The sequence below is a fragment of the Glaciimonas soli genome, from assembly GCF_009497155.1.
Taxonomy (GTDB): domain Bacteria; phylum Pseudomonadota; class Gammaproteobacteria; order Burkholderiales; family Burkholderiaceae_D; genus Glaciimonas; species Glaciimonas soli.
Genome location: NZ_WINI01000007.1, coordinates 109,659 through 131,267 on the forward strand (window position 1 = coordinate 109,659; position 21,609 = coordinate 131,267).

A 21,609-nucleotide genomic window follows, 5' to 3' on the forward strand; every position below is an offset into this window, starting at 1 on the left:
ACCACACAAAAAAGTCACAAAAAAGTCACAAAAAAAGCCGGGAAAACCCGGCTTTTTTATGATCAGGGGCTTCAACCTTGGCTGAAGCCTCAAATAAGTACGCGCAATTAAGCGTGCTCACCAACCACAGCAACAGTTACGTCAACCACTACGTCAGTGTGCAAAGAAACGGCAACAGCGTGCTCACCAGCGATCTTCAACGGACCTAATGGCAAACGCACTTGCGCTTTTTCAACTGGGAAGCCTTGTTTGGTCAATACTTCTGCGATATCTGCATTAGTAACGGAACCGAACAAACGACCATCAACGCCAGATTTTTGCGAAATTGTCACGGTCAAACCGTTCAATTTTTCGCCTTGGGTTTGCGCTGCTGCCAATTTAGCTGCAGCTGCTTTTTCCAGTTCAGCACGCTTTGCTTCAAATTCAGCAACTGCTGAAGTTGTCGCGCGACGAGCCAATTTTTGCGGGATCAAGAAGTTACGAGCGTAGCCATCTTTAACCTTAACTACATCACCAAGATTACCGACATTAGTGACTTTTTCTAACAGAATAATTTGCATGTTTTTCTCCTAATTCAAGTCGTCGATCAAGCGTGATGCAGATCGGTGTATGGCAACAAAGCCAAGAAACGCGCGCGTTTGATCGCGGTGTCTACTTGACGTTGATAGATTGCCTTAGTACCGGTCAAACGCGCTGGCATGATTTTGCCGTTTTCTTGAACGAAATCTTTCAAGGTGTCGACGTCTTTGTAATCAACGCTTGCAACGTGCATAGCGGTGAAGCGGCAAAACTTCTTACGCTTGAATAATGGGTTTTGTTGTGGACGCTTGTTTTTCAGTTTGCTTTTATCGAACTTTTTACCGAATGCCATTTTTGGCTCCTGTATAAAATATTATGCTGCTCTAGCTAAGGTAATTAATAATTAACTCAATCAATAGCAGCAAATTCAGTGATGTGAAATACCAGAGTTTTACCGTTGCGACTCTTACGTGCCAAAAATCCTGTGAAGTGATACTTCCCACCTAACACCGCTTTATCGAATTGCCCTGAAATCTCACCCGCGGCCAGCGCGGCAATTTCAAACTCAATCTGACGTCGCACACCTGCTTCAATTGGCTCTGAACGATTCAGCAAAGTTGCTGCAACGATCGGGATGCCTGCTGGCGTATAGCGCAATACTTCTCGCTCGACGATTTCGGCAACCAGTTGAAACACGTTGTTATTTGGTAGGCTCACTCCTTAATGGCGCTTAAAAGCACCTGCGGGTACGTATAAATATCTGGAAATGAATTAAGCTGCAGCTGCTGGCGCGGCCGGTGCTTCAGCACGATGACTCTTAGCAGCATCTTCCTTCTGCACAGATTTCATCATTGGCGACGGCGCAGTTTCAGCTTTTTTCAACTTGACTGTCAAATGACGCAAAACAGCATCATTGAATTTGAAGCCAGTTTCGATTTCAGCTAAGGTTTCGCTATCACATTCGATGTTCAAGCAAACATAGTGTGCTTTCGCCAGTTTTTGAATCTGGTATGCCAATTGACGACGGCCCCAGTCTTCAACGCGATGTACAACGCCACCACGTGTAGTGACGATGCCTTTGTAGCGCTCGATCATTGCAGGCACTTGCTCGCTTTGATCCGGATGTACGATAAATACTATTTCATAATGACGCATGAAAACTCCTTTATGGACTGATTGAAAAATCGCCCACCTCGGCGTCAAGACGAGTGTGGGAAGAGGAAAACGCGGAATTATACAGCCAAACTTGTCAAAACTCAACGCCTCATTTGAATTAATCCCTACCATTATTCAATATTTTCAATGACTTACCCGCCGCGCACTTGGTCTACTTGGTCTTTCACTAAGCAAACGACTCAACTTAAGTTATTTTGCAGGTAAATTCACTTGCTTTATCACAAAGACTGTACAAAAATACAGACTGTTTATATACACAGCTAACCAACACCATGATCAAACTAACCGCCAGACAGCAGCAAATCCTTGATTTGATCAAGGATGCAATAGAAAACACTGGCTTCCCTCCCACTCGCGCAGAAATCGCCGCAGAGCTTGGTTTTCGCTCAGCCAATGCCGCAGAAGAACACTTGCAGGCATTGGCGCGAAAAGGTGCCATTGAAATATCTCCCGGCACTTCGCGCGGCATACGCCTGATCGCCCGACACGCGGATGACTTGAACAGCATCAGCTCACGCCCCAAGAGTCGCAGTACGGAGCATTTGCAGCTTACATTGCCTCACCCTGCCATCATGCAACTGAGCTTGCCATTGGTTGGGCGGGTTGCCGCTGGTTCGCCAATACTGGCACAGGAACATATTGAATCAACATATCAGGTTGACCCTGCGCTTTTCAGTGCCAGACCTGACTACTTGTTAAAAGTACGTGGCATGTCTATGCGCGACGCCGGGATACTTGAAGGCGATTTATTGGCCGTAAAGAAAACCGACAGCGCCAGAAATGGGCAAATCGTTGTTGCTCGCTTAGGTGACGATGTGACGGTGAAACGCTATCAAAAAACCGGGACGACGATACAGCTGCTGCCAGAAAATCCGGATTTTCAGCCTATTGTAGTCACGAGCGATCAAGAGGATTTTGTACTCGAAGGTTTGGCGGTAGGATTATTGCGTAGCTGGAATTAAAAAGAGCACGACCTGTCGCGCCCTTGCAATGCGTTTAAAAACCGTTTTGAATTTCAATTGCAAGTTCTGCAGATGAACTCACCATCATCATCTTCGCCCATGCGGGGATGACGATGGGCTTCAAATTGATTGTTTAGACTAATTTAACGATCCAGCCGGCGTCTCTTGGTCAAAATTTGATTGGCAATGCCACGCAAAATATTTACTTCTTCAGCTTCCAGCCCAGCCCGTGAAAATAAGCGTTTCAACCGCGACATCAGTTTTTTCGGATGTGCCGGGTCGAGAAAATCGATTTCTATCAAAGCACGCTCTAGGTGAGAAAACATGCCGTCAATCTCAGCCAGGCTCGCAGCCTGTCCTTTGAATCCTATGTCGTCGCCGCTACCAGTGTTGCTATTTGCAATACTGGCAACACTATTAGTAACAATATCGCTGGAAGTTTCTGCCGCAATACGACATTCATACGCTAACACCTGCACCGCTTGCGCCAGGTTAAGTGAGGTATAGACTGGATTTGCTGGAATGTTGATTAAAATATTACATTTTTCCACGATTTCATTTGGCAAGCCATAGCGCTCACTCCCAAACAGCAATGCAGCATGAAAATTCTCGTCGCTGGCAAGCTGCGCCGTTAATTGCGTGGCTAAGGCTCTGGGTGCCACCACTGGTGGTGAAAACTCGCGTAACCGTGCACTCAATGCAGCGGCGTAATTACAACCCTCCAATGCAGCCGCAACGCTATCTACTATCCTGGTCGATTCCAAAATATCCTGTGCGCCACTCGCAAACGCAATCGCCTCTTCGCGCTGTAACACATCAGGAAAACGAGGATTTACCAATACCAATTCGGAAAATCCCATGGTTTTAATGGCCCGTGCAGCAGCGCCGACGTTGCCGGGGCTACTGGTTTCAACCAGTACAAAACGTAGTCGAGAATATAGTCGATTCGACAAGGAATCAAAAACAGGCATGTTGGTTTTGGTCAGGTTCATTTAAAATAGAGGTATCGCGGATAATTCACAACCAATTATCTGCATCGTTCATTATTATTTAATATAGGTGGCTCTGCTTTCATTTATCCCTCAATTAGAGAGATAAAGCGCTCAGTGCCGCCATTCTAACGGAATCGAATTCAGAATATGCATCCTATGCTCAACACGGCCGTCAAGGCCGCCCGTCGCGGTGCCGCGGTCATCACTCGCGCCTCTTTTGATCTTGGCTTATTGTCAGTCGAGAAAAAAGAACATAACGATTTTGTCACCGAAGTTGATCGCAACGCGGAAGCTGCCATCATCGACGTGTTGAAAAATGCGTATCCTGATCATGCGATTCTGGCCGAAGAGTCTGGCGCCTCCGACAATCTGCATGACGAAAACGAGAATGTCTGGATTATCGATCCGCTCGACGGCACCACCAATTTCATCCACGGCTTTCCACAATATTGCGTTTCAATCGCCCTGCAACATCGCGGCCAAATTACACAAGCCGTCATCTACGACCCTACGCGTAACGACATGTTTACCGCCACCAAAGGTGCCGGTGCTTACTTAAATGACAAACGTATCCGCGTCGGTAAACGTGATCGCGTTGCCGATGGCCTGATCGGTACTGGCTTTCCTTTCCGCGGGATCGACACTGAAGGTCTGGTCATGGATGAATACATCAAAATGTTTCGTATCATGAGCCAGAATTGCGCAGGCTTGCGTCGCCCAGGCTCTGCAGCGCTGGACTTGGCTTACGTAGCTGCCGGTTACCTTGACGGCTTCTTTGAAAAAGGCCTGAAGCCTTGGGATATCGCTGCAGGCTCGTTGTTAATTATGGAATCCGGCGGTATTGTTGGTAATTTTTCAGGCGAGTCAGATTATCTCTACAAGGGCGATGTCTTAGCCGGTAGCCCAAAGATCTTTTCGCAAATGGTCAACTTACTATCGCCTTTCGCAAAAAAATAATAGTAAGGCAGGTAGCATGATGCGGTGCGACGTTCTATCCTTAATGGGGATGTTACATAGCGCCGCACATTCAGGCTGATATCAATCAGTATGAAGTGATCAATAGAGTTCTTTCAAAACCTTAGCAAGCGACGTGCGCCAGGTGAAAAAAGGACATTGATAAAAAAGCGCGTTGCAGCATTACCACGACGTTATTTTTTTCACATTGATGCATTTAACACATACACATCACCCTGGAGATCAATCATGGCGGTCAAACCTATTCCTGATGGCTATACCAGTATCACTCCCTATCTCACCATAAAAGGTGCGGCAGAAGCGCTCATCTTCTACAAAAAAGCCTTCGGTGCCACCGAAATCCTGCGCATGGAAGGTCCCGATAAGAAAATTGGGCACGCTGAGATTCAAATCGGCAATGCGCGCATCATGCTGGCCGATGAATTTCTTTCTCCCGATCCTGAAATGGCGTGTAATAAATCACCCGCAACATTAGGCGGCACAGGGGTTGGCATCATGTTGTATGTAGACAATGTGGATACACTATTTTCACAAGCCATTGCCGCCGGCGGCAAGGAAATGCGCGCAGTGCAAGATCAGTTTTACGGCGATCGCTCTGGCACATTAGTAGATCCATTTGGTCACGTCTGGACCGTCTCCACCCACATTGCCGATTACTCCGAAGAAGAAATCCGTGAACGTGCGGCTGCTTTCATGAAAGAAATGGCAAGTAAAAAGCCAGCTTGAATGGGTTAAGCAGTAGCGCGGGCATCGCGTGCTGCGCTTACCCCACCGTCATTCCCGCGAACGCGGAAATCCAGTTTACTTCAGTAAACACGCCGTAGCTTTGCATTCCGGAAAATGGATTTCCGCTTTCGCGGGAATGACGGCGGATAACTTATGGCTAGGCATAACATGCGACTGCTATTTTTTGTGTAACAAAAATTAATAATCCAATCAGAATTGCTTAACTTCTGGCTGTCACTGTTATACTCTGCCCCGGCACGGTGATTCACCAGTCAAATACCGCTGTCAGGGTTAATCATTTCGACAACACCCATCCGTTAATCCGTTTGCCTGCGACTGGCGTCCTTCTGTGACGACAGGCCGATATTCCTCTATAGAGTCCCCATGTTATTTTCTGAACTCGGTTTGTCCGAAGCCATTGTTCGTGCTATTACCGAACACGGTTACACCACCCCTACCCCCATTCAGGCGCAGGCGATTCCTGCCGTGCTAGCTGGCGGTGACTTACTGGCAGGTGCACAGACCGGCACCGGCAAAACTGCCGGCTTTACTTTGCCATTACTACATCGCCTGGCTACTGCAGCAAGCATGCCAACTGGATCAGGATCACAGCGCCCTATTCGCGCACTGATTTTGACGCCGACGCGTGAATTGGCTGCACAGGTTGAAGAAAGCGTGCGCGTGTATGGTAAATATCTACCGCTTACATCGGCCGTGATTTTTGGTGGTGTTGGCATCAACCCACAAATTAAATTATTGAAACACGGTGTCGATATTCTGGTCTGTACACCTGGTCGTTTGCTGGACCATATGCAACAAGGTACAGTCAATTTGACACACGTAGAAATCCTGATATTGGATGAAGCAGATCGCATGCTGGACATGGGCTTCATCCGTGACATTAAAAAAATTCTGGCGGTATTGCCGAAGAAGCGTCAGAACTTGCTGTTCTCTGCGACCTTCTCCGACGACATTAAAGCCCTTGCGGATAACTTGCTCGACTCACCTGCCATGATAGAAGTGGCACGTCGCAATTCCACTGTTGAAGTGATTCAGCAAAAGGTGCATCCGGTTGATCGCGATAAAAAACATCCTTTATTAGCCCATCTGATCAAAACCCATCAATGGTCGCAAGTGCTGGTTTTCACTCGCACCAAGCACGGCGCCAATAAATTGGTGGAACAGCTGGCAAAAGATGAAATCAGCGGGATGGCAATTCACGGCAATAAGAGCCAGGCTGCCCGCACCAAAGCGCTATCTGAATTTAAAGACGGTAGCTTGCAAGTGCTGGTCGCCACCGACATCGCTGCACGCGGGATTGATATCGATCAGTTGCCACACGTAGTCAACTACGACTTACCTAACGTCCCTGAAGATTATGTGCATCGCATTGGTCGCACAGGTCGTGCCGGCGCCAGTGGTGAAGCGGTATCGCTAGTCTGCGTCGATGAACTGCAAATGTTGAAGGACATCGAAAAATTCATTAAACGTGAACTGCCCAAAGAAATCATTGACGGATTTATTCCCGATCCGAATGCTAAGCCACAACCGATCCAGCTGCGCAGTGCCGGCGGTGGACGCGGTCATGGCGGCGGTGGCGGTCGTTCACAGGGTCAACGTAGTGGTCAAGGCAAAGCACCTGGCGCTAAACCAGCTGGCCCAGCGCGAAGCGGCTTCGGCGGCGGTAATGCTAAGCCATCAGCACCACGCCGCTCGGGTGGTCGTGGTCGATAAGTAATCAGGTCAGGATTTAATATCCTATTTGTGACAAAAGCCGTTCGGGTTAGTTAGCACGAACGGCTTTTTAATATCTATTAGAATTTACGCAAAACGCATTGCATAAGTAGGGCCAGACATTTTTTGCAAATACCCTCGTCATTGCCGCGAATGCGGGAATCCATGTTACGTAACTTGGATCCCCGCGTTCGCGAGGATGACGGCGATATTTTCAAGTCGATTATTTGGTATTACTTAAACCTTTTAAACAAATCATTCGGCATACAACTACCCTATGCTCAACTCTCACAAAGTCGTCATCATCGGCGGTGGTCCCGCAGGCTTAATGGCGGCAGAAGTACTAAGTAACAATGGTGCAGAGGTTCATCTCTACGATGCGATGCCATCGGTTGGCAGGAAATTTTTGCTCGCCGGTAAAGGTGGCATGAATCTGACGCACTCAGAACCGTTACCCGATTTTTTAACGCGTTACGCTGAACGCCAGGAAGATTTGACACCTATCATCAACAACTTCAACCCGGCAGCGCTACGTGACTGGGTGCAGTCGTTGAACATAGATACCTTTGTCGGCAGCTCCGGGCGAGTTTTTCCATCCGACATGAAAGCCGCTCCTTTATTGCGCGCGTGGCTACAACGGCTGCGCCAGGCCGGTGTAACGTTTCATATGCGTCATCGCTGGCAAGGTTGGGACAACGCACAACAACTGATATTTGCGACGCCAGATGGAGCGATAACCGCCTCGGCCGATGCTGTCGTATTAGCGCTTGGCGGCGGCAGTTGGGCACGTCTGGGTTCCGACGGTAGCTGGATTCCATTCCTGGAGCAGCGCCACGTCACAGTCGCCCCCTTACGTCCATCCAACTGCGGCTTCAACGTTGACTGGAGCGCTTATTTTCAAGAGCGCTTTGCCGGCAATCATTTGAAGTCGGTCGCAATTAGCTTGCCCGACATGAGCGAAACTGCGGAGGGAACTGCAGACAAAACCACCATCTACCGCAAGCAAGGCGAATTCATCATCAGTGCCGACGGCGTGGAAGGCAGTTTAATTTATGCGATCTCTGCACAACTGCGTGACCGCATCGCCAGTCACGGCAGCGCGCGCATACACCTCGATTTATTACCTGACTGGTCACTGCAACGTGTCGCCGATGAAGTATCTCGCCCGCGCGGCGCCCGCTCCTGGTCCAGCCATTTACAAAGCCGTCTCGGCTTAAAAGGCGTCAAAATTGGCCTGTTACGTGAATGCGCGATGGATGACTTTAACGACCCGGAACAACTCGCCAACACAATCAAAGCCCTGCCAATCACACTCATCGCAGCAAGACCAATCGACGAAGCTATCAGTAGCGCTGGCGGCGTGCCATTTGAAGCGCTCAATCACGATTTGATGTTGAATGCCGTACCCGGAGTATTTTGCACTGGTGAAATGCTGGATTGGGAAGCGCCAACCGGCGGCTATTTATTAACCGCCTGTTTTGCGACGGGCCGGCATGCCGCGCAAGGTGTGCTGACCTGGCTGAAATCAAGAGAATCTTAATTATTTGTTGTTATTTATCAATATGTATCTTGTCATTTATGCGCAGAGCATTCCGCAATTTTTCACATTATGATATAACATCATATAGAAAAATCATCGCTTGTTTTGCATAGAAATAACATTAAAGAAATATAAACACAGATGAAAACTGCAACACCTGACACGTCTGAAAAAACCTCGATACAAGTTATCGAGCGCATGACATCGTTATTGGATACGCTTGCGCTCGCGCCCGATCCGGTCAGTCTGAAAGACCTCTCAGCAGCGACCGGATTGCATCCTTCCACCGCCCATAGAATATTGAGTGATCTGGTACTCAAGCGTTTAGTTGATCGTTCCGAACCAGGTACATATCGGCTAGGCATGCGCTTGCTAGAGCTTGGCAATGTCGTCAAAAGCCGTCTCAATGTACGTGAAGCGGCGCTTGATTTCATGCGTGCTCTGCATCGCAAAACCAACCAAACCGTTAATCTGTCTGTGCGTCAAAGTGATGAAATCATCTACATTGACCGCGCATTTTCTGAGCGCTCGGGCATGCAGGTTGTCCGTGCAATCGGTGGCCGTGCGCCGCTACATCTGACGTCGACCGGCAAGCTCTTTCTGTCGATAGATGATCCAAAACTAGTACGCTCTTACGCCACGCGCACAGGCTTAGCGGGCCATAATAAAAATTCCATCACCGATTTGACTAAGTTGGAACGCGAATTGAGTCTGGTTCGCTCGTTGGGTTATGCCCGAGATAATGAAGAATTGGAATTAGGCGTGCGCTGCATGGCCGCAGGCATCCGAGACGATAGCGGAAAACTGGTTGCCGGCTTGTCAATTTCAGCGCCTGCAGATCGTTTGCAAGATGAATGGGTGGAAGACTTGGTCAGCACCGCGCATCAGATTTCGGCGATGTTGGGGTACAACGAATAAATGTTGGTCGAATAGATAAATTAGATAGTCCAGCGCAATTAACTGGACTATCTATTTGTATTTAAGCAGACAACACAATCCGATATCCCACCGCCGTTTCAGTCAGCAAATGTTTAGGCTGAGTCGGATCATCCTCCAGTTTCTGCCGTAAATGCCCCATGTAAATTCGCAGATAATGACCGCTTTCCGAATGCGATGGCCCCCACACTTCACGTAGCAATTGCGGTGTCGTGACCACCCTGCCCGCATTCGCCACCAGCACTGAAAGCAGGCGATATTCCGTCGGCGTCAAATGCACTTGCTGCTGCGCTTTAGTAACTAATCTGGCTTGCAGATCGAGTGTTACGTCGCCAAAACGAATTAGGCCATCGGCATCCAATGAAGGTTGGTGCTGACGTCGCAATGTCGCACGCACCCTTGCCATTAACTCGCCGACGCCAAAAGGTTTGATCAGATAATCATCGGCACCCGCATCCAGCGCTCTGATTTTTTCCGTCTCGCTGACACGCGCAGATAACACGATGATTGGGACTTTTGACCATTTCCGCACATCGATAATAAAATCAATGCCGTCGCCGTCCGGCAATCCAAGATCGAGCACAATCAAATTTGGTTGGCGTGTACCGGTGTCAATCAAACCGCGATGTAGCGTATCCGCCTCGAAAATATGCCAGCCCTCGGCCTCCAACGCGGCGCGTACAAAGCGACGGATCTGTGGCTCGTCTTCGACCAGAATTGCTACCGGAGTGGTTTGTGCTGTCATGCTATGGGTCTCTCTATATCTTCAGGTTCTGGCATGCTCGGTGGTGTGCCCAAAGGAATGGTGAAAGTAAATTCCGCACCGCCATCTGATCCGTTTTTTGCGCTGATAGTTCCGTCATGCGCTTCTACAATTGCACGACAAATCGCCAAGCCAAGACCAACACCAGGTTTGGCCGATTCGCGCTCGCCGCGTGTAAATTTTTCAAAGATGGCATCGCCCATTCCTGCGGGGATACCAGGTCCGTGATCTGACACCGTCACAGCTAAAAATCGCCCCATTACCACTGCAGACAAGCCGATGAGTGCGGCAGATCGTCCAGCCGGGAGTGCAGATGTGATTGCTGCCTGAATTGGCGCATACTTGGCGGCGTTTTCCAACAAATTACATAACACGCGTTCAATTAAAGTTGCGTCAAATCGTACCAGTGGTAAATCATGCGCAACGTGCGTCTCCACAATATGCCCATGCAATAGCGAAGAACTGGCACGTAAGGCGCTGCCGACCACTTCTTCAAACGGTTGCCACTGCAAATTCAATTTCACTTCGCCGCTTTGTATCCTTGCCATATCCAGCAAATTGGTGACCAGCGCGCTCATGCGCAATGCTTCGTCGTGCAGCGCGGTCGCCAGCGTTTGTGCGTTCTGCGCCAAAGGCGGCTTACTAATGACCAGCGACTCCGACAGGCCGACCAGCGCCGTCAATGGTGTACGTAAATCATGCGATAAAGCTGACAACAGCGAATTGCGCAAACGCTCCGACTCCATACGCACTAAGGCATCCTGCGCCACTTCAACATAATGCACACGCTCCAACGCAATCGCTGCCAATGCCGCAAATGTGTACAGCTGTTGTTGCTGTTCCGGAATCAGTATCCAGCGTCGACTATGCGGCAAAATCGCCAGCACGCCGCGCGTGCGCATCGGTGCTACCAGCGGCAAATAAAGGTAGGGACTAGCGGGCAAGGTGTCCGTCCCTATCCCGGCATTTTTAGCATTATCAAACGCCCACTGCGCAATGCCCATATCAAATGAAGCGTGAATGTCCTGCGCATCAGGAACCTCATCACGCGACTCTGCCAGGTGCAAGCGGTCATTCAAGTCAGGCACCAGCAACAAAGTCTGCGCATTGAAGGAACGTTGCAAAAATTTACGGCTAATATCAAAAACCTGCTCGGTTTGTAGTGCCCCTGACAGTTCGCGCGAAAATTCAAACAAAGCACGCGAACGGCTTTCACGATAGGACGCCACGCGTGCCTGATAACGCAGACCGGTGGTTAAATGGGTGATCGTCAACCCCACCGCCAGCATCACGCCAAAGGTGAGTAAATATTGAAAATCGCTGACCGCAAATGAATAACGCGGTGGCACAAAAAAGAAATCGAAGGACGCGATACTCAGCAGAGCCACCAAAATCGCGGGACCTCGACCAAAACGAATCGCGATCAACACCTCTGCCAATAAATACAGCATCACAATATTTGCCAGATCAAAATACGGCGTAATCGGTGTCGCCAATAATGTCACTAACGCGCATACGCCAACGGCCCAGACATATCCCCAACTACTGGAACGACTAAATATTTTTGTCGGTTTGGTTACTGAAAGATCTATGGTGTGTTTGCCGCTATTATCGGCTTTTTCTTGCTTACTACTGGCTCGAATGACCGGATGGCCGATTTCTATCAAATCAATATCTTCCGCGTGCGCCGCGATTCGTGCCGCATAATTGATTTTCAAAAAAGAAAATAACGTTCGCCAGGTAATGTTTTTATGCGTACGGCCTATCAATATTTTAGAAATATTATGGCCACGCGCAAAATCGGTGATCACCGTGGCGACATCACCACCAGACAATACGGCCGTGGTCGCACCCAAATTTTGCGCCAACTTTAAGTTTTCCAAAATCGCTTCACGCTTGGCTGACGACAAACGCTGCAAGCTTGGCGTTTCCACATAAACGGCACGCCATTCAGAATTCAATTGACGCGCCAATCTGGCCGTACTGCGGATTACGTGTTCCGCGTCCGGCGATGGACCGACACAGGCCAATAACTCACTATCAGTTTGCCAGACGGTGCCGATCGATTTCTCAATGCGATATGCCTGGACATCACCCTGCAGCCTGTCCGCCGTGCGGCGCAAGGCTAATTCGCGCAATGCAATCAAATTCCCTTTACGGAAAAAATTCTGTGACGCACGCTCCGCCTGCGCCTGCTTGTACACTTTCCCCAGTCGCAAACGCGCCAGTAACTCATCCGCGGGTACGTCCACCTGCACCACTTCATCGGCATGATCAAACACCGTGTCGGGTAGTGTTTCTGCAACCCGAATACCGGTAATACCACCAACTACGTCATTCAGACTTTCCAGATGCTGCACATTAAGCGTTGTAAAGACATCGATCCCGGCGCTCAGCAATTCTTCAACGTCTTGCCAGCGTTTAGGATGGCGAGAGCCCGGCGCGTTGGAATGCGCCAGTTCATCCATCAAGATCAATGAAGGATGACGCTCTAACGCGGCATCGATATCAAATTCCGGAAGTTGCTTATCCCGATAGCTAATCTGCTTTAAAGGCAATATCTCCAAACCTGCCAGCAATGCTGCCGTGTCCACCCGACCATGCGTTTCGATCACGCCCGCTAGTACTTCACGGCCTTCTGCAACCAAGGCATGCGCTGCCCGAAGCATGGCGTAAGTCTTGCCAACACCTGCCGAAGCACCGAAATAAATCCGTAACTTGCCGCGCGCAATAGCGATCTGTTCCGCTTGCATACGCGCTAACAAAGCATCGGGGTCAGGACGTTGGTCTTTGTTTGGATAGTTTGATGACATAGGTGGATGTAAGGTTTTATCAGCGATATAAGTCATGCGCTATTGCTCATGATTGTATGGCTATTATCAACACAAATGCAGGTAAACAAAGACCAAGCAATCACTTATTCAAAAATATCTGAATTAAGCGATGCCTGGTTTCTTGATTATGCCGCGACAGTAGAGTCGCTGTCGCGTTTAACAGATTTTTCTATTCAATCAAAAAGTCTTGGTAAGGTTCAGATTTAACGCTGTTTTACCCAGGTTTTTCATATCTGGACTTGGTCCCACATAGTTTTTTGTATCCGTACCAATTACAGCGAGGCTGGCAGATAAAAAGCCGAAATCTTTGGTAACTCCCACTTTCCAGTCGTTGTAGCTAGAAGCAGAATTGTTTTTAACGGTTTGATGACCTGCATGCAGATTAAGTGTGTAACCATTAGTCACATCAATGTTTGCACCAATATCCAGGTAACCACTATTTTTGCTATTCGCGAAACCGAACAGATTGGTTACCGAACTTGAATATTTAATGTAGGCCGGTCCATAACCCAGCTGACCATAAATTTCAGTTGTATTGGCATTTGTAGGCAAGTCGTTTGAAGGATAGACATAGTTAAGTACACCGATATCGTATGTCAAATCCGTCGTAATATTCCCTTTCTTTCCGCCGTAGATATCCCATTCAATATTGTCATGACCACCACTGTCTTTTATCCACTTCAATGTGGACAGCCATGTACCGGCATAGAATCCAGTTGGATTATTGACATAATCGGCACCTCCTTGCAAGGCTGGCATTAAACGTGTTTGGGAAATGCCACGGAAGCGATAATCTGAAACGGCACCGATATTAAAAGTAACTGCATTGTCCGGAACTGCAGCAGTTGCCGGGGCTGCAGACGTTACGCCGGTTGAAGTTAGCGGTACATCGACAACAGCTACGGCTGGCTCTGTTGCCGTAGCCGCCGGCTGAGCAACAGTCTGCGCTTCTTGTGCATAAGAAAACGATGTGGCAAAAGTCGAGATAATTGCTGAAGCAATAATGATTTTTTTCATAATGAACAATGCTCTAATAAAATTTTTATTAATAAGTGCTTTTATATGGGCGCAACAATACCCAACGACAAATGTCGTCAAATCGAACAGGAACAAACGATGACTATTTTTTACGCAGATTTTGCGTATTGACAGAGCGGTTGGTTGGGCTGAGCAGCCCAACCAACATGGCTTATTTAGCTAATTTATCCAACGCTAAATTAAGCTCTAATACATTAACTCGTGGCTCGCCGAAGAAGCCGAAGTAACGCACCATTTGATGTGCATTGATTTCTCCGCGCACAGCATCGACGCTGACTTTACGTTCACGCGCAACCCGATCGGCCTGGTAATACGCCGCAGCCAAGCTGATTTCCGGGTCAAGGCCACTACCCGACGAAGTAACCAGATCGACTGGAATTGCTTTGGTGTTGCCAGGATCGGCAGCCTTCAAAGCTGCGATACGTCCTTTGATTTCATCCATCAAGGCAGGATTGCTTGGACCGAAATTAGAACCGCCGGAAGAAGTCGCGTTGTAAGGCATTGGGCTAGTTGCGGATACGCGTCCCCAGAAGTATTTAGGATCTGAAAACTCCTGGCCAATCAGGCGTGAACCGACTACTTTGCCATCTTTCACGATCAAACTGCCTGCTGCCTGATCGGGGAAAGCCAGCTTACCAATACCCGTTACAACCACCGGATACAACACGCCACAAACCAAAGTTAATGCGGCAAATAATACCAACGCCGGACGCAACATCGGGGTTGCTGCACTAGTTACTGCCGCTGCCTTTTTATTTGTTGCTAAAGCTGGTGATGCTAAAGATGTAGATGAGGATTTCATGAAAAATTCCTATACCAAATGAAGAACGGACAACAACATGTCAATCGCTTTAATACCGATAAATGGCACGATAATCCCGCCCAGGCCGTATATCAGCAGATTACGACGTAACAGCGAAGCTGCACCCACTGCACGATATTTCACACCTTTCAAAGCCAATGGAATCAAGGCCACGATAATCAATGCATTAAAAATCACCGCGGACATAATTGCCGAAGATGGACTAGCCAAATGCATCACATTAAGCGCACCCAATTGTGGGTAAGTAGTGACAAATGCAGCCGGAATAATCGCAAAGTATTTAGCCACGTCATTGGAAATCGAAAACGTTGATAATGCACCGCGCGTCATCAACATCTGTTTGCCGATTTCGACGATCTCTAACAATTTGGTCGGATTGGAATCCAGATCCACCATATTGCCGGCCTCTTTCGCCGCTTGCGTACCGCTGTTCATCGCAACCGCAACATCGGCTTGTGCCAGGGCTGGCGCATCGTTAGTGCCATCGCCCGTCATCGCCACCATACGGCCATCCGATTGGTAAGAACGGATCAATTTGAGTTTATCTTCAGGTGTCGCTTCAGCCAGGAAGTCATCAACACCAGCCTCTGCCGCAATCGCTGCAGCGGTCAAGCGATTGTCACCGGTAATCATCACGGTTTTGATACCCATCTGACGCAACTCTGCAAAACGTTCCTTGATACCGCCTTTGACGATGTCTTTCAATTCGACCACGCCCATCACCACACCACCGTCAACGACTACCAATGGAGTGCTACCGCGACGAGCAACATCATCCACATTCAACGCGACTTCTGGTGGAAATGCTTGACCTAGCGATTCAACATATTTCTTCAATGCTTCAGACGAACCTTTGCGGATAGCACGAATGTTCGAACCTGTGCCGATGTTGACACCACTCATTTTGGTTTGTGCTGTAAATGGCACAAACTCAGCGTGCAACGAACTCATTTCGCGCTCACGGATGTTGAAGCGCTGTTTTGCCAGCACCACGATGCTGCGGCCTTCTGGTGTTTCATCTGCCAATGACGCCAATTGCGCAACGTCCGCCAATTGCTGCTCAGTGACGCCTGGTGCAGGAATAAAAGTAGATGCCTGACGATTACCGAGTGTGATGGTGCCGGTTTTATCCAACAACAATACGTCCACGTCACCAGCCGCTTCCACCGCACGGCCAGAAGTCGCAATCACATTCGATTGCATCATACGACTCATGCCCGCCACACCAATCGCCGATAACAAACCACCGATCGTGGTCGGAATCAAACACACTAACAATGCCACCAAGACGGTAATCGTAATTGGCACACCGACTTTAGCGGCGGTCACGCTATACAGCGAAAATGGCAGCAACGTTACCGTCACCAATAAGAACACAATCGTCAACGCCACCAACAAAATCGTCAATGCAATTTCATTCGGTGTTTTTTGGCGCTTAGCGCTTTCCACCATGGCGATCATGCGATCCAAAAAGGCTTCACCGGGATTAACGGCGACGCGTGCTACCAGCCAATCGGACAATACGCGTGTACCGCCCGTAATCGCAGAGAAATCGCCGCCAGACTCACGAATAACGGGTGCTGATTCACCGGTAATGGCACTTTCATCTACGGATGCGACGCCTTCGATAACTTCCGCATCGACCGGCACTACATCGCCGGCTTCGATCAAGATGACATCACCTTTACGCAAGGTAGTGGCCGAGGCAACCGTCCAGTCACTGACATTACCCTTTGGTGCATTTGGTTTGTCTAACTTTTTTGCCATCACCGTTTGTTTCAACGCACGCAGTGATTCTGCTTGCGCTTTGCTGCGTCCTTCTGCCAAAGCTTCGGCAAAGTTAGCAAACAATACCGTGAACCAGAGCCAGATAGAAATCGCCAAAATAAATGCAGGGCTGGCTTCACCCTTGCCAAACCAGGCTTGGAAAAACAATAACGTGGTGAGTATGCTGCCGATATACACCACAAACATGACAGGATTACGTAATTGATCCCGTGGACTGAGTTTTTTAAACGAAGCAACGATAGCCGGACCTAACAGCGCGGAATCGAACAACTTCAAATTAGTGCGTGACATGATGTTCCTTGATCTTGAATTTCAAATTGATGATTCACTTTTTTACTCCCTCCCCCGCAAGCGGGAGAAGGAAGCAAGTCAGTTAATGAAATATCTGTAAATGTTCGACTATCGGTCCCAGTGCTAATGACGGCACATAATTGAGCACACCTACCAGCAGTACGACACCCACCAACAACGCGACAAATAACGGTCCATGCGTTGGCATCGTGCCCGAGGTGACGGCGATACGCTTCTTAGACGCCAGCGAACCGGCAATCGCCAATACAGCAACGATAGGAACAAAACGACCAAACCACATCGCAACCGCCAGGGCAATGTTGTAGAACGGTGTGTTTGCTGATAACCCGGCAAATGCACTGCCGTTATTGTTCGCTGCCGAAGTAAAGGCATACAGAATTTCGGTAAAACCGTGCGCACCCGGATTAGCAAGACCAGCCAGCCCTGCGGTCGACATCACCGCAATCGCTGTACCGCCCAAAGCTAACAGTGGCACCGCCAAAATCGCAATCGCTGTCATCTTCATTTCAAACGTTTGAATTTTCTTGCCTAAATATTCCGGCGTACGTCCTATCATCAAACCAGCGATAAACACTGACATGATGGCAAATATCAGCATGCCGTAAAGACCGGAACCCACTCCCCCAAATACCACTTCACCCATTTGCATCAATGCCAACGGCACCATGCCACCGAGCGCAGTAAAGGAGTCATGCATCGCGTTCACTGCACCGCAAGAGGCGGCCGTAGTCACTGCTGCGAACAAGGCTGATGCACTGATACCGAAGCGGGTTTCCTTACCTTCCATATTGCCGCCCGACTGCATCAAGCTGGCCGATTGATCTACACCCAAAGCACTGATACCCGGATGCCCCTGCTGTTCGGCATACAACACCACTAGCGTCATCGCGACGAAAATCACCGTCATCGCCGCCAATACGGCCCAACCCTGCCGGATATCGCCCACCATAAAACCAAAGGTGAAACACAGCGCAGCCGGAATCAAAAAGATCGCGATCATCTGGAAGAAGTTAGTCAGCGGTGTTGGATTTTCATATGGATGTGCGGAGTTCGCATTGAAGAATCCACCACCATTGGTACCAATCATCTTGATCGCTTCTTGCGATGCTACCGGTCCCATCGCCAACGGCTGCGTTGGTGTGGTCAAGGTTTCCATTACTGGCTCGCCTTTAGCATCTTTCAATGGTTGACCATCGGGGCCGTTTTTAGGCTGTTGATAGGTCAACGATTGCGTCAAGGTCGCATCTTTATAAGAATCGAAATTCTGGATCACACCTTGCGCCATCAAAAACGTCGCAAAAATCAGAGACAGTGGCAACAACAAGTACACCGTCGAACGGGTCAGATCGCGCCAGAAATTACCGACGGATTGTGCTGAATGACGTGAAAAACCCCGAATCAATGCAAACGCTACTGCAATCGCTGTCGCTGCCGACAGGAAGTTCTGCACCGCCAATGCCAACATCTGTGTCAAGTAGCTCATCGTGCTTTCGCCGCCGTAGCCTTGCCAGTTGGTGTTAGTGATAAAACTCACTGCTGTATTAAAAGAAGAATCAGGAGATACGTTTACAAAATGTTGTGGATTCAACGGCAACCAGATTTGGAAGCGCTGTAGCACGTAAACGAACAAAGCACCGACTGTATTGAAAATCAACAAGCCAATTGCGTAATGCTTCCAGCCCATTTCGCCGTTCTCGGCACCGACTTTAGGAATACCAGCAACGCGATACAAACCGCGCTCAACGCGTGCAAACCAGCCAAAACCAGGAACCGCGCCATCACCAGCAACGTGTACGATAAATTTACCCAGTGGATAACTCAATGCTAATAGCACCGCCAAAAAGGCGACTAATAGCAGAACAGATTGGGTAGTCATTCTAAAAATCCTCCGCGTTCAATAACGCAACAACCAGATAAACCAGCAACGCTACGGTTACCACCGCGCCCAACACATAAAACGGATTCATTTCCGCTCCTCTAACTTTTTACAACCAACCACCAAACCCCAGGTCAAAGCCAAAAATACAGCGATGCCTCCGATGAAAATTGCATCCATTAGCAAGTCCATTGCGATCTCCACGTTACACAAATTGAATAATTCCAACTGTGCAATGTTATCGAGAGCGTTCTAAAAATGGTGTAAAGAGATGGGGATGGGGTGTAAACAAAGTGTAAAAATGAAGATTGGCATTTATCCAATATTTGCCGAAAAGACACGGATTTTGATGCGCAAACGCGGTACACTTTCGTACTTCGACAGCCACCGCTACCATCTATGCACTACGCCCTAGACCTGCGCACGTTCATTTATAGCCATTATTTCTATACCGGGCTACGCATTGCAGTCGGCGTCGTTGGGTTGACCATGCTGGTGCTTCCCTACACGGATTTAACGACAGCGATGACCATTTGTATCGGTGCGCTGTCGACCAGTTTTATGGATTTGCCAAGTCCGCTACGACATAAGTTCAATGAAATGTTCGCTAGCGTGTTGCTATGCACTATCGTTACGTTGATCGTCAGCCTGTGTGCACCGTTTCATTTGCTGCTATCCGCTGTGTTGGTGCTGGTGACTTTTTTAGCCTGCATGATGCTGGTGTATGGAAAAAAAGCGATGCCTTTGCAGTTTTCGGCACTTTTTGCGATGGTGTTGTCGATGGAAAATGCGGTATCGGTATCGCAGGCGTTTTTCCATACCGGATTTTTCCTGGTCGGCGGTTTGGTTTATCTGGCTTATTCGATGACGGTGTCGTGGTTTTTGCGCCATCGGGTCAAACAACAAATATTGGCGGAAGCGTTGTTTGAGCTGGCACGTTATATTGATATCAAGGCTGATTTTTACGATATCCATGTTGACTTGAATAGCCAGTTTAATCGGCTGGTACGTCAGCAAATCATCTTAGCGGAAAAACAGCAAGCATCGCGCGACCTGGTATTGCGAGATGTCCAGACTGAACAAGACAAGATTTTGCTGCAAGTGCATTTTGTGATGTTCGATCTGTATGAGCATATCTTGTCGACACAAACCGAATACGCTCTGCTACGTCATCATTTTGCCGATGCTGACGTGCTGATCTATTTGCGCGATTTGATCAACAAGATGGCCAAGGATATTGAAACCATTGCGTATGCCATTACTCGTAAGCGTCCGGCATTTACCACCATCAGTTACAAAGCAGAATTGCGCTCACTTGAAATCGAAATGCAGCAATTACAGCAAGATGGATTAGCGGGAAAAATGGCGGATGAAACATTAGATATAGTCCGCGTAGCCTATAGCAAAGTCCGCGACACCCTCGACATTATCGACAAACTGCATCTGGCGACGCAAGGCGTGCAGAGCGACATGCCTAAAATGCTAGGGGCGGATATGACACCGTTCCTGACGCAACAAAAATATCGGCTGGGCGTATTGATTCAAAATTTGCGCTGGGAATCGCCGGTCTTTCGTTTTGCCTTGCGTGCTGCGCTGGCCATCATGCTGGGCTTGCTTATCGCGGATCATTTACCGTACGCATCGCATGGTTACTGGGTCGTATTGACGATTGCGATTATCCTTAAACCGAGTTTCAGCCAAACCAAACAACGCCGTGTCGATCGTCTGATTGGTACCTTGATCGGTTGCGTAGCGACCGCGTTAATTCTGCAATTTGTGCATGAACCCATCGCCCTGCTTGGTTTGTTATTTGTCGCAACGGTGGCAGCACCGGCGTTTATTTACATCAAATATCGTTACACCGCGATTGCGGCCAGTATCCAAATTTTATTGCAGATTAATTTAGTGATACCGAGCAGTAGTGCTGTAATTGGCGAGCGCCTGCTTGACACAATGATAGGCGCAGCCATCGCAACCGCTTGCAGCTTTGTGCTACCGAGCTGGGAATATCGCACCTTGCCACAGCTGATTCGCCGCACGCTGCAAAGTAATCAAGGCTTTCTAAAAGCAGGCAATGCCATGTTGCGCGGCGAAACCCCGGACGATTTTATTTATCGCGTCAACCGCAAACGCTTCCTCGACAGTATTGCCGATTTAATCGGCACGCTGGTACGGATGCTCGATGAACCCGTCAGTAAGCAACGTGCAGTAGAAGAATTGAATCAATTAATCGTCCAAAATTATTTGGTGATGGCGCATATGGCGGGGCTGCGCTTGCTGTTGCGCCGTTATGATTTGGATGTTCCGCAGGCAGTAATTAATGCGCAAATAGAACAAGCGACTTCATATGTTTGCGCATCATTGAAACAAGCAGAACATGCGTTAATGCGTAAGACAGCTTCCGCATCAACTTCGACTACTCCATCGACAATAACGCCGGAGCCAACAAACACGATGATGAATCCAGCGACAGAGGAATGCGTCGCCTGGTCAGGATGGTGGCCATTACAACGACGTATCGCTCAACTTTATCTCGATGCCGACAAGATAGTAGTACGCAGCGCTGAAATCGGACGCATTTTGCACACTCCATAATAGTTAACAACGATTTTTTA

At 48.6% G+C, this 21,609-nt stretch carries 19 protein-coding genes; 7 read left to right on the top strand and 12 right to left on the bottom strand.

Going from position 1 to position 21,609, the window contains the following annotated elements:
* Positions 1-107 precede the first annotated feature (107 nt).
* Genes rplI through rpsF form a run of 4 tightly spaced genes read right to left on the bottom strand, consistent with a single transcriptional unit; the run spans position 108 to position 1,674 of the window.
* Positions 108-560 carry a 50S ribosomal protein L9 gene (gene rplI / locus GEV47_RS12745; RefSeq protein ID WP_153235146.1) on the bottom strand — a complete coding sequence of 151 codons (453 nt, stop codon included), beginning with the start codon at positions 558-560 and terminating at the stop codon, positions 108-110.
* 26 nt (positions 561-586) lie between these two features.
* Positions 587-871: a 30S ribosomal protein S18 gene (gene rpsR / locus GEV47_RS12750; protein ID WP_153235147.1), complete on the bottom strand. Its 285-nt coding sequence runs from the start codon at positions 869-871 to the stop codon at positions 587-589.
* Between the two features lie 56 nt (positions 872-927).
* Positions 928-1,236, bottom strand: coding sequence for a primosomal replication protein N (priB, locus tag GEV47_RS12755; RefSeq protein WP_322741640.1), 309 nt, complete (start codon positions 1,234-1,236; stop codon positions 928-930).
* A gap of 54 nt (positions 1,237-1,290) precedes the next feature.
* Complete coding sequence (gene rpsF / locus GEV47_RS12760) at positions 1,291-1,674, bottom strand: 30S ribosomal protein S6 (protein ID WP_153235148.1); 384 nt, start codon at positions 1,672-1,674, stop codon at positions 1,291-1,293.
* Between the two features lie 293 nt (positions 1,675-1,967).
* On the opposite strand from rpsF, the gene lexA reads away from it, so the two are divergent.
* On the top strand, positions 1,968-2,657 hold the full coding sequence (gene lexA, locus GEV47_RS12765; protein ID WP_153235149.1) for a transcriptional repressor LexA: 690 nt from the start codon (positions 1,968-1,970) through the stop codon (positions 2,655-2,657).
* A 143-nt stretch (positions 2,658-2,800) separates the two neighbouring features.
* On the opposite strand, the gene GEV47_RS12770 is transcribed toward lexA, so the two are convergent.
* Positions 2,801-3,649 (bottom strand): RNA methyltransferase, encoded by an 849-nt coding sequence (locus tag GEV47_RS12770; protein WP_153235150.1) that lies wholly within the window; start codon positions 3,647-3,649, stop codon positions 2,801-2,803.
* A 147-nt stretch (positions 3,650-3,796) separates the two neighbouring features.
* On the opposite strand from GEV47_RS12770, the gene GEV47_RS12775 reads away from it, so the two are divergent.
* The 5 genes from GEV47_RS12775 (at position 3,797) to GEV47_RS12795 (ending at position 9,542) form a co-directional block, all read left to right on the top strand.
* Entirely contained in the window at positions 3,797-4,606 is an 810-nt protein-coding gene (locus tag GEV47_RS12775; RefSeq protein ID WP_153235151.1) for an inositol monophosphatase family protein, read from the top strand.
* 246 nt (positions 4,607-4,852) lie between these two features.
* The gene (locus GEV47_RS12780) at positions 4,853-5,350 is read left to right on the top strand and encodes a VOC family protein (protein WP_153235152.1); all 498 of its coding nucleotides are present in this window, start codon (positions 4,853-4,855) and stop codon (positions 5,348-5,350) included.
* 384 nt (positions 5,351-5,734) lie between these two features.
* Positions 5,735-7,084, top strand: a complete 1,350-nt coding sequence (locus GEV47_RS12785) for a DEAD/DEAH box helicase (RefSeq protein WP_153235153.1) — start codon at positions 5,735-5,737, stop codon at positions 7,082-7,084.
* 277 nt (positions 7,085-7,361) lie between these two features.
* Positions 7,362-8,624, top strand: coding sequence for a TIGR03862 family flavoprotein (locus GEV47_RS12790; RefSeq protein WP_153235154.1), 1,263 nt, complete (start codon positions 7,362-7,364; stop codon positions 8,622-8,624).
* 141 nt (positions 8,625-8,765) lie between these two features.
* Positions 8,766-9,542: an IclR family transcriptional regulator gene (locus GEV47_RS12795; protein ID WP_153235155.1), complete on the top strand. Its 777-nt coding sequence runs from the start codon at positions 8,766-8,768 to the stop codon at positions 9,540-9,542.
* Positions 9,543-9,603: 61 nt separating this feature from the next.
* Here the strand turns inward: GEV47_RS12795 and kdpE are convergent, their stop codons facing one another.
* The 7 genes from kdpE to kdpF all read right to left on the bottom strand — a co-directional run bounded on the left by kdpE (position 9,604) and on the right by kdpF (position 19,085).
* Positions 9,604-10,305 (bottom strand): two-component system response regulator KdpE, encoded by a 702-nt coding sequence (gene kdpE / locus GEV47_RS12800; RefSeq protein WP_153235156.1) that lies wholly within the window; start codon positions 10,303-10,305, stop codon positions 9,604-9,606.
* Positions 10,302-13,172, bottom strand: a complete 2,871-nt coding sequence (locus tag GEV47_RS12805; RefSeq protein WP_228124700.1) for a DUF4118 domain-containing protein — start codon at positions 13,170-13,172, stop codon at positions 10,302-10,304. The genes kdpE and GEV47_RS12805 overlap by 4 nt, the downstream gene beginning before the upstream one ends.
* A 162-nt stretch (positions 13,173-13,334) precedes the next feature.
* On the bottom strand, positions 13,335-14,174 hold the full coding sequence (locus tag GEV47_RS12810; RefSeq protein ID WP_153235157.1) for a TorF family putative porin: 840 nt from the start codon (positions 14,172-14,174) through the stop codon (positions 13,335-13,337).
* A 172-nt stretch (positions 14,175-14,346) separates the two neighbouring features.
* A complete protein-coding gene (kdpC, locus tag GEV47_RS12815) occupies positions 14,347-14,913 on the bottom strand; it encodes a potassium-transporting ATPase subunit KdpC (protein ID WP_228124724.1) in 567 nt (188 codons plus the stop codon).
* A gap of 93 nt (positions 14,914-15,006) precedes the next feature.
* The gene (gene kdpB / locus GEV47_RS12820; RefSeq protein ID WP_153235159.1) at positions 15,007-17,097 is read right to left on the bottom strand and encodes a potassium-transporting ATPase subunit KdpB; all 2,091 of its coding nucleotides are present in this window, start codon (positions 17,095-17,097) and stop codon (positions 15,007-15,009) included.
* 82 nt (positions 17,098-17,179) lie between these two features.
* Entirely contained in the window at positions 17,180-18,994 is a 1,815-nt protein-coding gene (kdpA, locus tag GEV47_RS12825; protein ID WP_153235160.1) for a potassium-transporting ATPase subunit KdpA, read from the bottom strand.
* Position 18,995: 1 nt separating this feature from the next.
* Positions 18,996-19,085 (bottom strand): K(+)-transporting ATPase subunit F, encoded by a 90-nt coding sequence (gene kdpF, locus GEV47_RS12830; protein ID WP_153235161.1) that lies wholly within the window; start codon positions 19,083-19,085, stop codon positions 18,996-18,998.
* Between the two features lie 308 nt (positions 19,086-19,393).
* Here kdpF and GEV47_RS12835 point away from each other — a divergent pair, with 308 nt between their 5' ends.
* Positions 19,394-21,589, top strand: coding sequence for an FUSC family protein (locus tag GEV47_RS12835; RefSeq protein ID WP_153235162.1), 2,196 nt, complete (start codon positions 19,394-19,396; stop codon positions 21,587-21,589).
* Positions 21,590-21,609 lie beyond the last annotated feature (20 nt).

Excerpts from the sequence above, each read along its gene's own strand:
- GEV47_RS12810 (WP_153235157.1), bottom strand. The coding sequence starts at position 14,174 with ATGAAAAAAATCATTATTGCTTCAGCAATTATCTCGACTTTTGCCACA.
- kdpB (WP_153235159.1), bottom strand. The coding sequence starts at position 17,097 with ATGTCACGCACTAATTTGAAGTTGTTCGATTCCGCGCTGTTAGGTCCG.
- GEV47_RS12835 (WP_153235162.1), top strand. The coding sequence starts at position 19,394 with ATGCACTACGCCCTAGACCTGCGCACGTTCATTTATAGCCATTATTTC.
- kdpA (WP_153235160.1), bottom strand. The coding sequence starts at position 18,994 with ATGACTACCCAATCTGTTCTGCTATTAGTCGCCTTTTTGGCGGTGCTA.
- GEV47_RS12775 (WP_153235151.1), top strand. The coding sequence starts at position 3,797 with ATGCATCCTATGCTCAACACGGCCGTCAAGGCCGCCCGTCGCGGTGCC.
- kdpC (WP_228124724.1), bottom strand. The coding sequence starts at position 14,913 with ATGTTGCGTCCGGCGTTGGTATTATTTGCCGCATTAACTTTGGTTTGT.
- kdpF (WP_153235161.1), bottom strand. The coding sequence starts at position 19,085 with ATGAATCCGTTTTATGTGTTGGGCGCGGTGGTAACCGTAGCGTTGCTG.
- lexA (WP_153235149.1), top strand. The coding sequence starts at position 1,968 with ATGATCAAACTAACCGCCAGACAGCAGCAAATCCTTGATTTGATCAAG.
- GEV47_RS12780 (WP_153235152.1), top strand. The coding sequence starts at position 4,853 with ATGGCGGTCAAACCTATTCCTGATGGCTATACCAGTATCACTCCCTAT.
- GEV47_RS12790 (WP_153235154.1), top strand. The coding sequence starts at position 7,362 with ATGCTCAACTCTCACAAAGTCGTCATCATCGGCGGTGGTCCCGCAGGC.
- kdpE (WP_153235156.1), bottom strand. The coding sequence starts at position 10,305 with ATGACAGCACAAACCACTCCGGTAGCAATTCTGGTCGAAGACGAGCCA.
- GEV47_RS12805 (WP_228124700.1), bottom strand. The coding sequence starts at position 13,172 with ATGACTTATATCGCTGATAAAACCTTACATCCACCTATGTCATCAAAC.
- rplI (WP_153235146.1), bottom strand. The coding sequence starts at position 560 with ATGCAAATTATTCTGTTAGAAAAAGTCACTAATGTCGGTAATCTTGGT.
- GEV47_RS12785 (WP_153235153.1), top strand. The coding sequence starts at position 5,735 with ATGTTATTTTCTGAACTCGGTTTGTCCGAAGCCATTGTTCGTGCTATT.
- rpsR (WP_153235147.1), bottom strand. The coding sequence starts at position 871 with ATGGCATTCGGTAAAAAGTTCGATAAAAGCAAACTGAAAAACAAGCGT.
- GEV47_RS12795 (WP_153235155.1), top strand. The coding sequence starts at position 8,766 with ATGAAAACTGCAACACCTGACACGTCTGAAAAAACCTCGATACAAGTT.
- GEV47_RS12770 (WP_153235150.1), bottom strand. The coding sequence starts at position 3,649 with ATGAACCTGACCAAAACCAACATGCCTGTTTTTGATTCCTTGTCGAAT.
- rpsF (WP_153235148.1), bottom strand. The coding sequence starts at position 1,674 with ATGCGTCATTATGAAATAGTATTTATCGTACATCCGGATCAAAGCGAG.